Source organism: Caballeronia sp. PC1 (assembly GCF_021353155.1).
GTDB classification, from domain to species: Bacteria; Pseudomonadota; Gammaproteobacteria; order Burkholderiales; family Burkholderiaceae; genus Caballeronia; species Caballeronia cordobensis.
In genome coordinates, this window is record NZ_JAJUBH010000006.1 from 199,425 (window position 1) to 213,922 (window position 14,498).

The window sequence follows — 14,498 nt, forward strand, 5'->3', positions numbered from 1 at the left end:
ATCAGAAGGCGTAGCGCGCCCGGCGTGCGGCGCTGCGGCGTTGAAGCCAGCCGATAACCGCATCTCGTGTGCGCTGCCGCAGCTTGTCCGCGCGTGTGGGGTTGCTGATAATTTGCGCGCGATAGAATGACGGACACAGCACCGCTGCATGGGAAACTTCCCCGCATAAGCCGCAGCCCACGCAGCTGTCGAGGACGCTCGCCACCGGATCGGTACGCAACGGATCGGGATTGGGTTTAATCGACAGCGACGGGCAACCCGACAGACGGATACATGAATGATCGCCCGTACACGTATCGGAGTCGATGCCGAATCGTTCGCGCACCACCCGCTCGCCCGCCGCCATTGCCTTGCGAAGCTTTGGCTTCTCGCGCCGCTGCTTGTTGAGCATGCACTCGCTTTGCGCGATCAGCACTTTGGGTCCTTTCGCAGAAGTAGTGAGGGCTTCCTTAAGCGTCGCCTTCATTGTCTTCAGGTCATAGGTGCGCCGAACCGTTTTGACCCATTTCACGCCAACGCCGCGCACTGCCTGCTCGATTTCATGCCCCGTGCTACGGGTCGGGTTCAGTGCGGTTGAAGAGAGAATGTCCTGGCCACCCGTGGCTGACGTATAGCTGTTGTCGACCACCACAGTCAGGTTGTCGCTCCTGTTGAAGACGGCATTGGCAATGCCACTTGTCAACCCGTTGTGCCAGAACCCGCCGTCGCCCATGATGGAAATGGCGCGCTTCGCTGCGGGTGCGTTGAGCGCGGCGGCGCTGGCACCGCCCAGTCCATATCCCATCGTCGTCGCACCGAGATTGAACGGCGGCAGGATCGAGAACAAATGGCAGCCAATATCGGCACTCACGTGATGCGGTCCGATCTCGCGCTCGAGCAACTTCATCGCAGTGAAGATAGGACGCTCAGGGCAGCCTGTGCAAAAGCCAGGCGGGCGCGCGTGCACGTTCTCGTTGAGAGCCGGTACTACATCGACTTCGGGCTGGGAATTCTCCACTTCCACGCGACTCGTCGCAGCTTCTTGCACCGCCACCACCGGTATCACCTTACGCGGCGCAGGCTGCGGCTCAAGCACGCCGTATTGTTCGAAGAAGGCGCGCAGCCCCTTCATCACTGTCGCGGTGTTGTACTCGCCGGCGAGCGGCAAGACATCCTTTCCGTGCAGCGCGGCGCTAACGCCGCGCTGACGAAGGATCGCGCTCGCGTTCTGCTCGACGAAGTTAGGCTGGCCTTCCTCGATCACAAGCACCGCGCGCTTATCCGCGCAGAAACGCTCCCACTCCGAGTCGATAAGCGGATACGCCACGTTCATCACATACATCGGAATTTTCGATTCCCCATACACGTCCGCTAGACCGAGGCGCTCGAGTGCGCGCAAGACCGTGTTGTAACTGCCGCCCTGCACGGCAATGCCGATGTCCTGCCCATCAGATCCGAAGAATTCGTTAAGTCCGCGAGACTCGACGAATTTGACGGCCGCCGGCCAACGCTCATGAATTTTTTCGCGTTCGTGTGCAAAGCTCGCGGGCGGCAGCACGATACGGTCGACGTCGCGCGCTGGGTTCTCGAGTGCGTCCTTGATTGTGAAGGCGGAGCGCCTGTTATTAGCCGCGACGAACTGACCGTGCAAGTGGCACGCACGAATGCGAAGCTGCAGCATGACCGGGGTATTGCTTGCCTCCGAAAGCTCGAAGCCATCCTTGACGGCTTGCACAATGCACGGCAGGTTCGGGCGTGGGTCAAGGAGCCAGATCTGGGACTTCATCGCGAACGCGTGACTGCGCTCCTGCATGATCGACGAGCCTTCGCCGTAGTCCTCGCCGACGATGATCAGAGCCCCACCCGTTACGCCGCCAGACGCAAGGTTCGCCAGGGCATCCGACGCCACGTTTGTGCCCACGGTTGCTTTGAACGTGACGGCGCCGCGCAGCGGGTAATTGACCGAGGCCGCCAAGGAGGCGGCTGCGGTCGCCTCGCTCGCACTGTTCTCGAAACGAATGCCGTGGTCTTGCAAAATGTCCTGAGCGTCGGCCAGGACATCCATGAGATGCGAGATGGGCGCGCCCTGATAGCCGGCCACGTATGCCACACCTGATTCCAGTAGCGCTTTGGTCACCGCAAGGATGCCCTCGCCACTGAACACCTCCCCCGCGCCCAAGCGCAGCTTCTTGACTTCCTCAACAAACGAACGCTCAGCCATAACCGCCCCTTTGACAAACTGTTCCTATCGCGCACGACGCGACAATCACCGTGATTGATACCAGTATATTTCCATTTTCAATATTTCCAAAATCATGGTTGTCCCTTAAGAGCGGCGCTTGTCAGAGAAGGCGTGACCGCTCAATGCACATGTCTGTTGCACTGATCCGGCTTACGCCTCGCTCAAGTTGACCAGAACAGCAGCGCTAAGCAGACAGAATTGGCATATCTTAGGTACTCCATATTGATATCCTGTCTCCTCGGCGACGTGCATGTCGGACCCCATATCCGCGAAGGGTGCTACGACCCCGCGTTATCTGCGTGACGGGACAGCACCAGCGCTTTCAGAACGTTTTTGCAATGGCAACACGCAACCCCAACTGATCGGGCGTACCTAACATCGCGACGCGTTCACACTCGCCGGCGACTACCAAAGCACAAGCTGTCCGACGCCGAGGCGTTGTGCGTTCTCAATAGCACGTACCGATGCCGCCAGATCCTCCATGGGCAGCCCAAGTGATTTGAACACCGTCAGCGCCCTTGGGCCTGACCTGCCCAAGTGTTCGCCAATGAGCACTTCCCCGAGTTCTGCAAGAATGTGATCCGCCGTAATCAACCCCTCATCCAGCGGTATCAAATACTCGCCACACTCCGCTTCCGCCTGCGACCGGGAGTCAACAAAACACTCGGCCGAGCAGAAAACGTCGGCCGCAAGCTCACGGGACGTCGGGGCGCTCGTCCCCACCGCATTGATATGGCAGCCTTCCTTGATCCAGTCTAGCTCGAGAATCGGCGTTTGCGAGGCGGTCACGGTGCAAATGACATCTGCATCCGACACCGCAGCCTGGGCACTCGGGCAGACCTCGCAGTCGCTCGCCTTAGCAAGCCGGCTCGCCTGCTCAGCATCGATTCCCCAGACAGTGAACTTCGCTCCAGGGGCGAGCACGCGCAATGCGTCGATATGCGCGCGTGCCTGACGTCCCGTACCTAGAATGGCGATCCTTTGCAGGTCTTTCCCGGCTAGTGCTCGCGTTGCCACCGCGGATGTTGCTGCAGTGCGCGTTGCGGTGATTTCGTTGGCGTCGACCATGGCAGTGATTACGCCGGTTATGCCGTCGTGAATCAACACCGCGCCTTGATGGGTATCCAGTCCGAGCGCGTGATTGGCGCTGGAAACCATAATGTCTTTCATCGCCCACAGGGGTCGCTCGCCGCGCCGGAACACTGGCATCAGCCCCATCATGGCGGGGGTGTCCTCGGCACGAAGAACGACGCGCGGAAACTGGCGGTATTGGCCGCGTGCGTTGTCCGCGAGCGCCGTTTCAATTGCGTCGATGCAGTCTGCCATTGTAAGTGCGTGTGCGACGTCGGATTTGTTCAGTACCAGCATGTTATGACCTCTACTGTCTCTTTGCGTCGAGTCACGCTCGCGTTCGAACGCACGGATAACTCACGATACAAACTCCGGTAGCGTGAATGCAGTGATGGGCGGCACGAACGCACGCCATGGACGGACGTCGACAAGGCAAGTCTGCGCACTGCATCCTTGCGAGAGCCCGGAGGCCGGCCGGTCCAGCGTCAGTACGTTTGGATTCCCGTGCTTGTCGAGACCCGTGTCGACATCCGGATCGAACCATGCACCGGTGTTCAGCCGCGCAACTCCAGGCATGACATCCCGCGAGAGTCGAGCGCCAGCGAGACACCGTCCTCGTTCGTTGAAGACCTCCACCAATTGACCGTCGGCAATGCCGCGGGTCTCGGCGTCGGCCGGGTTGAGATATATCGCCTCGCGCCCGTTGATCTTGCCGGCTTGGCTGTAGGGGCTTGCATCGAGCTGGCTGTGTAGGCGACGCGCCGGCTGGTCAGTCAAAAGATGCAGCGGAAATGTCTGCGCGGCAGGCGCACCTAACCACTCAGGCGGCGCCAGCCACACCGGATGGCCCGGACAGTCGGCGAGCCTGAAGCCTGCGACCCGCTCCGAGTAGATTTCGATCTTTCCCGAGGCTGTGTTTAGCGGAAATTTGTCCGGGTCCATCACGAAATCGGCAAGCATCGTGATCGGATGATCGTGCTCGCTCAAATCCACCATGCCGGCTTGCCAAAAGAGATCAAAGTCGGGCAACTCGATACCCCGGTTCCGATTCAACACTTGGCTCCGATCGTACATTCTTCGCAACCAGCCGCGCGCGTTCAACGACTCTGTGAACAATTCGCCGCACCCCAAGCGATGCGCGAGTGCGGCAAAAATATCGTAGTCGTCTCGCGACGCGCCCGTTGGGGCACGCACTTTCTTCATTGCAATAAAAAACGCCTCTCGCGTGGCCATGCCAATATCGTCGCGTTCGAGCGAGATGGTCGCCGGCAGCACGATATCCGCGCGCTTTGCACTTGGCGTCCAATATTGCTCGTGGATGACGATCGTCTCGGGCTTGCGCCAGGCCCGCAGCATCCGATTGAGATCCTGATGATGATGAAACGGGTTCCCGCCAGCCCAATACACTAACCGGATATCCGGATACGTATAGGTGTCGCCGTTGTAGGTGAACGGCTCGCCAGGATGAAGCAACATATCGGCGAAACGCGCCACAGGGATGAAATCCGACACGGCATTTTTACCTTGGGGCAGGGTCGGGCCACGCGTCTTCACATGTGCGCTACCAGGGAGGTTGGCAGCACCATAACCAACACCAAAGCCTCCCCCCGGCTGACCGATCTGACCAAGCATAGCGGCAAGTACGACGACCATCCAAAACGGCTGCTCGCCATGGACGGCTCGCTGCAACGACCACGCCACGTTGAGCATCGTGCGCGAAGCCGCCATACGCCGTGCCAACGCCACGATCGATGAGGCGGATACACCGCTGATTGCTTCCGCCCAACCCGGCGTTTTCGCTTGCCCATCAGACTCACCGATCAGATATGAGGCAAAGACGTCAAAGCCAACGCAGTAACGCGAGAGGAAGGCCCGATCGTAAAGCTCTTCCGTCAACAGAGTCCACGCAAGTGCGAGCATCACTGCTGCATCGGTGTTGGGACGGCAGGCAATCCATTGCGCCTCCCCGCTGAGTGCGCCAAAATTGTCACGCACCGGTCCAATGTTGACAAAATGAGCACCACCGGCCTGCATTCGCGCCAAGCCGGTCGGCACGCCATGTATGCCGACGCCGCCGGCGTTCATCTGCGCGTTCTTAATGGGCACCCCTCCGAAGCTAACAAACAGATCGGTGTGTTCAGCCAACGTGTCCCAGGATGAATGCGAGGCCATCAGGTCATCCATCGGTGCTACCACATGAGGCAGGATGACGTTAGCGGCCCCGAGACTGTAGGAATCGACGTGACGCACGTATCCGCCAGCGGCGTTCAGGAAACGATGGACCTGACTTTGAGCATGATGAAAGCGCCCCGCGCTGGACCATCCGTAGGAGCCACCAAAGATGGAGGCGTTCCCGTGCGCACCACGCACGCGCTGGATCTCGGTCGCCACCAGATCAAGTGCGTGATCCCATTCAATCTCGACAAAAGGTTCCTGTCCGCGCAGGTCCGGCCTGGCGCCTGGGCCCGACTTCAACCAGCTTTCTCGCACGGCGGGTCGTCGTACACGCAACGCTTCAAGGGTATCGTCCAGCAAATGCACGCCAATCGGGCTTGGGTCGGGGTCACGAGGTAGCGGACGCAGCTCGTAAGCGCCGTCCGCGCGTGTGTCGACTTCGTAAGTACCCCAGTGCGCGAACGTATAGGTAGGCATTTTTATCGATCAAAAAGAAATGAGATGAGTCATCGAACGGAGCTGCGACGCGCACAGCGCTCCGTCGGCGGCGTTTAGCTGTCGATCTTTTTGAACAGCGCCTGCATGTCATTGCTCGAGAACGCTTGATCAACGACAAGGGCCGTCCCTTGAATGTGCCAGGACACCGCCGGAGTACTTATGTCGCCATAAGCGTCGAAGCGAATCGGTCCAATGGCGCCGACGTATTGAATAGGTGCACCCTTCTTAATCAGCTCCAGCGCCTTCCGGAACTCATCAGGTCCGGTGCCCACCTGCGTCCCTCCCGCGGCGTAGACCTTGCGCATCGCATCGCGGATGGCCGAGCCGGACAGACTGGGCGCAATATTCATGGCCAGACCTAGCGCGATCATAGCGTCGTACTCGCTATAAATGCCCGGGCCGTCCGCACTGGCCTTGTACGCCGTTTCGTATGCTTGTCGAAGTACGTTCACCGACGGACCAGCCGCTGCCGAGATATCGATTCCGACGGCCTTTTGCAGATACTTGGCTCCAACGGCCGAGACGAAATCCGGACTGCGCAACGCGTTGTTAAGAATCAGATTCTGCGTGCCGCCGAGTGAGATCCAGTCTCGTGCAATCGTCGCACCATCTTGCGGAAATGCCACCAGAAATAGAGCGTCCGGTTTTTCATTCAACATCGAACTTACTTCAGCGCGATACGAAGGCTGGTTCTCGTTATACGGTACCGACTTCACGACCTTGCCCCCGAGCTTCTCAGTCGCATGAATGAAACCCTTCGCGAGACTTGTTCCGTAATCGGTGTTGACGAAAATGATTGCGATGCGTTTGTACCCGCGCTCGGCAGCAAGCTGACTTGCCGGATACGCCATGGTCTTGGCAGTGGGAAATGTTCGAAAGAAGTAGCCTCCAGTCTTGCCCTCCTGCGCCAGGGTAGTCAGGATCGGCGATGACGAACAACAAGAGATCTGGGGAATTTTGGCGGTCGCCGTCACCGACGTGGCAATCGGAACCGTAACACCGCTCGACACGCTGGCAACCAATGCGGAGACGTGCTCGACATCGACCAGGTACTTCGCCGCGTCGACGCCGACATTCGGCTGCCCTTGGTCGTCCTTGAGCCGGAACACAACGGGGCAGCCCTTCACTCCTCCCGCCTCGTTGATATGCTTGACGGCAAGTTCCGCGCTGTTCGCGATGCTTTTGCCGACGGCGCCGAGCGAGCCGGTGAGGGGCAGCACGCCGCCGATCTTGACCGGGCAGTTCACCTCCGGGGCGGGCGATGCGGCGAAGGTCGTTATTGGCAAACCAATTCCAAATGTGATCCAGGCAAAGCATGCGCGCAGCGATTTCGTCGCAAGATGTTTCATGAAAGAACTCCTTGATTCGTGACAGTAGTGTTCAGAAGCGGTGGCGCATACCCACGTGGAAGACGAATTGGCGCGTTCCAGTCGCGGCCGCAGCGATACCGGGGTTGATTTGTGCATTCGTGGCATCCCCTGCCGCAATTTGATATGCAAGCATGGCATACAGATCCGTGCGTTTTGAAAAGAGGTAGTCGCCGAACACATTGAACTGGTGGTATTTCGGCCTCTTCTGAGTTGCATCGATGGTACCCATGGAATAGGTATAGCCCGTCGCAATAGTGATCGACGGTTTCAGGAAGTAGCTTGCCCAGATTTCGTAGTTGTTGAATGTCACGTCGGCACCGGCCCCATTAGTGTCCTTGAAGCGAGTGTTCGTGTATGCGATCGACGTCTTGACGTTGCCGATTGTGTATGCGCCGGTCAGGCCTGCCACTTGTTGGCTGGCGGTTTGTGCCCCGACGACCGCTGTGCCGAAAATTGCGTTCGAAGAGACAAAGTTGCCATCAGGAAATTCTTGAACCGGGTTCTTCGCAAAAAAGTAGCCGGCGCCAAGATATAAGGGGCCGTTACTGTAGCTGCCGCCGAGGCTGATCATACTTCTTGCGCCAAATTGTCCGGCCACGCCACCCATGGCATATAGGGCGCCGAAGCTCACGCCGCCGAGGTTCGCGCTCGTAAATTTGATCGAGTTGTCGACGCGAAACGAGTTGTTGGTGTTATCGACATCACCGGCGTGAGCGAATTGACCACCGTATGTGCCGTTCATCGTGCCGGGGCCGACGAAGTTGACGAACGGATCATACTGGCGACCGATGGTCAAGGTGCCCAGCCCCGCGCGCGACAGCCCCACAAACGATTGACGACCAAAGCCTCGTCCACCCTGCCCAAGCCTGCCTGAGAAAGCGTCGAACCCGTTCTCTAGTGTGAAGATCACGGTCGTGCCACCGCCGAGGTCTTCGCGTCCGGTGAGCCCGAATCGGCTACCCTGCAGAAAACCGCTTTGCATGGCGAACACGCGCCCCGCCCTCGTATTACTCACATATGTCACGCCAACGTCGACGATGCCATACAGCGTGACGCTCGTTTGCGCTTGTGCAGCACTGCTGCAAACCAGCCAACCAGCCACCGCGAGTCCTCCGAGTATCTTTTTCATATCCTAACCGACTTGTCATAAATTAATAGTACTAATCAAAGATGCTTGCGCTTTCGCCGAATCGTAAATCGCACCAAATGCTTAAAGATGACCGATCAAAGTTAGTGCCGGGCGACGCCGGAAGCCAGGTCCACTCCACTCACGTTCGTTGGTGAAATGTGCTTGGAGACGGTGCGCTTTTCCGGCAGCAACCCGCTCGGCCGACGGAGAAGCACTAGCACCAGGGCGACACCGATCAGGATCGGCGTAAGGGCGGCGGACCGGGCTTGCTGCGCGGCAGGAATCAGATGCCCCAGCGCATAGCCGATACCGCTCCACAGGCCCCAGACAACAAGGCTACCCAGAATAGCGCCACGATTATTGCCCGATCCACCGACGATCAACATTGTCCAGATCTGGAACGTCATCAGCGGCAGATAATTATCCGGCGAGATGAAACCAATGAAATGGGCTTGCAAAGCGCCTCCTAATCCCATGATCATCGACCCCAGCACAAAGGCTTGAAGTTCGTAACGCTTGACGCTTTTGCCCAACGACGCGGCAGCCACCGAATCTTCACGGATCGAGCGCAATACGCGCCCCCACGGGCTGGAGGCTAAAGTCTCAACGGCGACATACACCACTGCGACAATCGCCGCGAGCATTACCAGGTTGAGCATGAGCAACTCACCTGCCGAACTTGCTACATGCTCAAATGATTTGGGGATTAAACCGATGCCAAACGGTCCGCCCGTAAGCTTTTGCTGGTTTACCAGCAACGCCTGGATCACGATCGCCACGCCAAATGTAGTGATTGCAAGATAATCCTCTCGTAGGCGCAGCGTCACGAAGCCAATTACTGTGGCGGCGATACCCGACAACACGACCGCCCCAATCCAGCCGATCATGATCGGCAAACCTAGTCCACCTACGCGCTCGGCCACTGGAGCGCTCGTCAAAAGAGCCGAGGTATATGCACCAATCGCAACGAAGCCCGCGACCCCGGCGTTGAACAAGCCGGTGAAGCCCCATTGAACATTGAGCCCTAGACTGATCACCGCGAATATGAACCCGGTCGCGAAGAAAAACTCTAGATAGTTGATCATGCACGTGCTCCAAAAATGCCGTTGGGACGCAACAGCAGGACCGAAATCAAGACGATGAATGCCGCAGCGGAGCGGTATTCGCCGCCGATCCACGCCACTGCCAGCGATTCGGAAATGCCCACGATGAGCCCGCCGAGCACAGCACCCTGCACACTGCCTAGCCCTCCCAGAATGGCTGCCGAGAACAGCGACAGGAGCAACTCGAAGCCCATCTGCGGACGCACCTGTGTGAGCACACCAGACATGGTGCCGGCCACAGCCGCCAGGCCGCCACCGAGCAGACAAGTGGCATAGACCGCGACACGTGTGTTGATGCCGGCCACGCGGGCGAGGCCGCCATTCTCGCCTGCTGCTCGCATCGATAGCCCAATGTGGGTGCGCGTCAAAATAAAATGCACGGCGATAACCATGGCGATCATTACCGCGATGGCCGCCAGTTGATCCGGTGTCGCCCGAATGTCGCCGATGATCGGCATCGCGATCTGCAAGTCTCTGCTGAAGTATTGCGGCTGTGCACCGAATAGCAGTTCTAGCAAACTGCGCAAAGACAAGGAGATGCCGAAGCTCGCCATGACCACGACCATGCGTGTGTTCGATGCGCGCAGGCGCGAAAAGACGAGCCGGTCGAGCACTAGGGAGAGGGTTCCCGTCACAAAAAAGCTCGCAAGCAGCGCAGCGATTAACGCCCATCCAAACGAAAGTTCGCCGATAGGTTGCGACGTCGCTCCCCACCAGCCTGCGATGGCGTAGGAGAGATACGCGCCCCACGCGATGAACTCGCCGTGGGCGAAGTTCGCAAAGCGCATGATCGAGTACGTCAAGGTGACGCCGATGGCGCCGAGCGCGATGACCGAGCCTAGCAGGACACCATCGAAAGCAAGCTGCATATTCATTGGGTAGCTCCTGCACTGGCGTTGTGTGCCCCCGTCAGACCAAGATACGAATGCGCGACGTCCGGGTCGTCGAGCAGCGTCGCTGCCGTGCCTTCGTGACGCTGCGTTCCCTCGACGAGAATGTAGGCGCGGTCGGCGATTGTGAAGGCAGCCCGCACGTTTTGCTCGACCATGACGATAGACATACCCGCGTCGCGAACGCGGAGTAGCTGTTCGAAAAGCATCTCGACCATCTTGGGCGATAGCCCTGCCGAGGGCTCGTCGAGCATGATCAGGCGGGGTTCGACGATCATGGCACGAGCGATTGCTAGCATCTGTCGCTGGCCACCTGACAAGCGGCCAGCCTGCAACGAGCGCAAGCGCGCTAGGTCGGGGAAAAATTCGTAGATCGTTTCCACTCGCTGCTTACGCATCCCTCGCGGCAAACGATGCGCGGCAATGGCAAGATTTTCCGGGATCGTCATGCTGACGAAGACATTCTCTGTCTGCGGTACGAAGGCCAAGCCTTTATCGATCATCCGATGGGCTGCAATCCGCGTGATATCCCCGCCGTCGAAGTGCACCGTACCCGCATGCTTTTGAACGACACCAGCAATCGTCTTTATGAGCGTCGATTTTCCCGCGCCATTCGGACCGAGTAGTAGCAGGATTTCGCCCTCGTAAGCCTGGATATTTGCATCGCGCACGATCGACAGCGTTGGTTCATAGCCTGCCCAGAGACCTTCGGTTGAGAGAATGATGTTTGGTTTCAGCACGATGCCCCCCCCAGATAGGCTTCCAACAACCGGGGATCGGAGGTCACTTCGCCCGGTGTTCCGCTGCAAAGCATCTGTCCGCGCGACATGGCGAAAACTCGATCGCACAGGCGTGTGACCATATCCATATTGTGTTCGATCAACAGGAAACTCATTCCTTGTTCGTTCAGCTCTCGGATGCGGGCGATGATCGTTTCGAGCAACGACGGATTGACTCCAGCAGCCGGTTCATCCAGCAGAATTACTTTTGGGTCTGCTGCTAAAGCGCGTGCAAGCTCCAAGAGCTTGCGCTGACCACCAGATAAAACGCGCGCTGGTTGATCAGCCAGTTTGAGTAGCGCAACAAAGTCCAGGAGGTCGCGCGCTTTATCCAGATTCTCACGCTCTTCACGCGCAACACGTCTCCATTGGAGCCAGTTCGGTAGCAATGCCTCGCCCGCTTGTTTGGGGAATGCGACCATCACGTTCTCCAATACTGTCATCTCGGGAAACGGTCGCGGTATTTGAAACGTGCGACCCAGTCCCATACCGATACGCCGGTGCGCAAGCTTGTGATGCCCTGGCATCCCGTCGATCCAGACCTCACCGCTAGTCGGAGACAAGCTGCCGGCAATCAGGCTGAACATGGTGCTCTTGCCCGCGCCATTCGGACCGATGAGCCCGGTGATGCTGCCGCGTGACACATGCAACGACGCTTCGTCCACTGCGACCAATCCGCCAAAACGGCGCGACACGTTTTTGACATCGATAATGTTGTTACTTGTCGGAGAGTTATTCACGGGGTTAGCTCCGTGGCAACGCATGCGCCAGCGCACGGTCGAGACGCTCGGACACACTGTCAGCCGTCACCGATCCCGGAGACCAACGCATGCACTGACCCCGCGTGTCGGTCACGATGCCCTGCGCCATCAACGCGACTTGCAAGCTAGTCGCATTAATATGATCTGGAATTCGTACCATCACGCTTCCGCCGCGCCAAGCATCGTCTTTTGGTGAAAGCAACGGCAATTGATGAGAATCCGCAATATCGATCAGAGCGGCTGACAACGTTAGATTACGAGCACGCGCGGCCGGCACGGTCTGCGCCAATGTCCACTTCAAGCCAGGATGTGATGCGATGAAGGGCAGATAGGACGGAGTGCCATTGTCGAAACGTCGCGCATCCGGTGCATAAGTAAATGCGTCGATTGCCCAGTTAAAGGGGTCGGGTTGGCTGAACCAGCCTCGAAGCGTTGGCTCTAGTTCCGTGAGCAACTCACGGCGCAAATAAGCCAACCCTGCTCCCGGGACGCCGGACAGCCATTTGAGCGATGTCGCGACGGCGAGGTCGGCATCCATAGCAATGACGTCGATAGGCAGAATGCCCACGGCCTGCGTGATGTCTACCGCAATCAGACTGCCTTTGGTCCGACCGTGTTGAACCAGAGTCTCGATATCGGCCCGTTTGGATGCTGTCGACGATACGTAAGTTATCAACGCAACGGCGACCTCGCTGTCCCAGTGGGCTATGAAATCTTCGTCCTCGATAAAAGCGGCGTCTTCACGCAGAGGAACGGTAACGAGCTCAAAGCCACGCAACGCACTCAGTCCACGCAAAAGGAAATGCAGGCTTGGGAAGCAGTCTTCAGCGATCAGCACGCGCCGGCCTCGTAACGTGCGGTCGGGCAACGCACCGATAAAGTTCGATACCGTCTGAGTGACGTTCTCCGCAGCGAAGATCGATCCAAATGGTGCATTGATGAGCGCTGCCCAGTCATCGAGCATCGCTTGTCGAGCGTCGATCATCGGATTCCATCGCGCTCCGGCAACATCACACCATTCATCGACGAAGGTGGCGAGAGCGGCTTCCACGGCTTGACGTTGACCAGGAAACCGGCCAACCGAGTGGTACAGAAGCCAACCGGAGTCGTCTTGTAGTTCTTTAGCGTTCATCTAAAGTAGATTCATCTCAAAAAGGACTGTCAATCCCGAGTGGAAATTCCCGGGCGGCGTTGGTTGCATTGCTTGCCACCTTGATGTTTCCGTGCTATTTTTGATCACGTGATCATTTGATCAAAACATCAAATTCAGTGTTGGCCGATCAAATTTAAATGTCAAGCAAAATTAATTTCGAAGGCGCGGTCGTGCCCGTATCTGCGGCGCGTGTGACCGTGCAGGAAAAGATCTACGCCGACTTGCGCATGTCGTTGATGAGAGGCCGATTCGACCCCGGGCAACCCATGGTGATTCAGGCGCTCGCCAGTGCGTACGGCACCAGTCCCATGCCGGTGCGTGAAGCAGTCCGGCAGCTAGTCGCCGAAAACGGACTGAAATCACTTCCAAACGGCACCGTGCAGGTGCCTCAGGTCAGCGAAGACAAGCTCCACGATCTGTGCGAAGCGCGCCTTGCGCTCGAGGGGCTAGCGACGTCGCTCGCTTGCGAGCACATGACGACGGCAACGCTGCGCAAGCTCAAAGGATTGATCGCAGAGCATGAGCACGCGATGGAAGACGACGGCATCTACACCAGCCTCGACAAAAACCAGGAATTCCACTTTCTGATCTACGCCACTTCGCGCTCCACGGTCCTTCCACCTTTGATCGAGAGTCTTTGGCTGCAGTACGGGCCATACATGCGATTCATTTCGCGTCACCTAGGTTCTCAGGTGATCGAATCGCTACGGTCCAACGGCACCGACTTTCACCATCTCCTTCTCGAAGCATTTGAGAAGCGCAATCCGGCGGCCGCACGGGCAGCGATGGAAAGCGATATCCGACGCACAACGAACATGCTCTCCGACCTGCTCAAGAGCGGCGCGCACACTACCGATCCTCAAACATGACAGCCTGGTCCCTTAGATTGACAGAAGCGCGTTCCGGTCTGGACGTCACCATCGAACTGCTGGAGAAAAAAGCGCCGGCGAACGTCGCGTTCTTGCGCAACCTGTTGGCCGAACCGTGCGAGATGCCCGCGATTCATGCCATATGGACGGGGCCGGAAATCTCGTGTCCAATCCCGTCTGCCCTGGTGCCCCCCGAGTTGGCGGAAGTGCCGCTCCCTCCCGAGAATGCGACGCTGACGCCGCAACCGGGGGACTTGGTGTTGGCGTATGTGCCCGCACGGATGTGGGGCGGCAGTCCAAGCCCGATCTTCGATCTCGGGGTTTTCTACGGACCCGGTGCGCGTATGCTGTTTCCGATTGGGTGGTTGGCAGGTAGCGTCATCGGCAAAGTTTTGCCGCAAGATCTCGCTGCTCTCACCGAAGGTTGCATCGCGATTCGACAGCAGGGTGCTTGCACGCTGCGCTTTGAGGCTAAGTAG

The 14,498-nt window shown here is 58.3% G+C and carries 12 protein-coding genes; 2 read left to right on the forward strand and 10 right to left on the reverse strand.

The annotated features are described in order from the left end of the window. Position 1: 1 nt before the first annotated feature. The 10 genes from LY284_RS38535 to LY284_RS38580 all read right to left on the reverse strand — a co-directional run bounded on the left by LY284_RS38535 (position 2) and on the right by LY284_RS38580 (position 13,129). On the reverse strand, positions 2-2,200 hold the full coding sequence (locus tag LY284_RS38535; protein WP_233392492.1) for an indolepyruvate ferredoxin oxidoreductase subunit alpha: 2,199 nt from the start codon (positions 2,198-2,200) through the stop codon (positions 2-4). A gap of 426 nt (positions 2,201-2,626) precedes the next feature. After that, the gene (locus LY284_RS38540) at positions 2,627-3,589 is read right to left on the reverse strand and encodes an ornithine cyclodeaminase family protein (RefSeq protein WP_233392495.1); all 963 of its coding nucleotides are present in this window, start codon (positions 3,587-3,589) and stop codon (positions 2,627-2,629) included. A gap of 60 nt (positions 3,590-3,649) precedes the next feature. Continuing rightward, positions 3,650-5,944, reverse strand: coding sequence for a molybdopterin-dependent oxidoreductase (locus tag LY284_RS38545; protein ID WP_233392497.1), 2,295 nt, complete (start codon positions 5,942-5,944; stop codon positions 3,650-3,652). A 74-nt stretch (positions 5,945-6,018) separates the two neighbouring features. Next, complete coding sequence (locus LY284_RS38550; protein ID WP_233392498.1) at positions 6,019-7,314, reverse strand: ABC transporter substrate-binding protein; 1,296 nt, start codon at positions 7,312-7,314, stop codon at positions 6,019-6,021. 31 nt (positions 7,315-7,345) lie between these two features. Beyond that, a complete protein-coding gene (locus LY284_RS38555; protein WP_233392501.1) occupies positions 7,346-8,464 on the reverse strand; it encodes a porin in 1,119 nt (372 codons plus the stop codon). Positions 8,465-8,565: 101 nt separating this feature from the next. Then, the gene (locus tag LY284_RS38560) at positions 8,566-9,549 is read right to left on the reverse strand and encodes a branched-chain amino acid ABC transporter permease (protein ID WP_233392503.1); all 984 of its coding nucleotides are present in this window, start codon (positions 9,547-9,549) and stop codon (positions 8,566-8,568) included. After that, on the reverse strand, positions 9,546-10,442 hold the full coding sequence (locus LY284_RS38565; protein WP_233392505.1) for a branched-chain amino acid ABC transporter permease: 897 nt from the start codon (positions 10,440-10,442) through the stop codon (positions 9,546-9,548). Before LY284_RS38565 ends, LY284_RS38560 begins: the two co-directional genes overlap by 4 nt. After that, complete coding sequence (locus LY284_RS38570) at positions 10,439-11,197, reverse strand: ABC transporter ATP-binding protein (protein WP_233392507.1); 759 nt, start codon at positions 11,195-11,197, stop codon at positions 10,439-10,441. The genes LY284_RS38565 and LY284_RS38570 overlap by 4 nt, the downstream gene beginning before the upstream one ends. Further along, complete coding sequence (locus LY284_RS38575) at positions 11,191-11,976, reverse strand: ABC transporter ATP-binding protein (RefSeq protein WP_233392509.1); 786 nt, start codon at positions 11,974-11,976, stop codon at positions 11,191-11,193. Before LY284_RS38575 ends, LY284_RS38570 begins: the two co-directional genes overlap by 7 nt. 4 nt (positions 11,977-11,980) lie before the next feature. After that, positions 11,981-13,129: an aminotransferase class V-fold PLP-dependent enzyme gene (locus LY284_RS38580; RefSeq protein WP_233392511.1), complete on the reverse strand. Its 1,149-nt coding sequence runs from the start codon at positions 13,127-13,129 to the stop codon at positions 11,981-11,983. Between the two features lie 158 nt (positions 13,130-13,287). Here LY284_RS38580 and LY284_RS38585 point away from each other — a divergent pair, with 158 nt between their 5' ends. Together LY284_RS38585 and LY284_RS38590 are read left to right on the forward strand one after the other, a co-directional pair. Beyond that, positions 13,288-14,019, forward strand: coding sequence for a GntR family transcriptional regulator (locus LY284_RS38585; protein ID WP_233392515.1), 732 nt, complete (start codon positions 13,288-13,290; stop codon positions 14,017-14,019). Next, the gene (locus LY284_RS38590) at positions 14,016-14,498 is read left to right on the forward strand and encodes a DUF3830 family protein (protein WP_233392517.1); all 483 of its coding nucleotides are present in this window, start codon (positions 14,016-14,018) and stop codon (positions 14,496-14,498) included. The genes LY284_RS38585 and LY284_RS38590 overlap by 4 nt, the downstream gene beginning before the upstream one ends.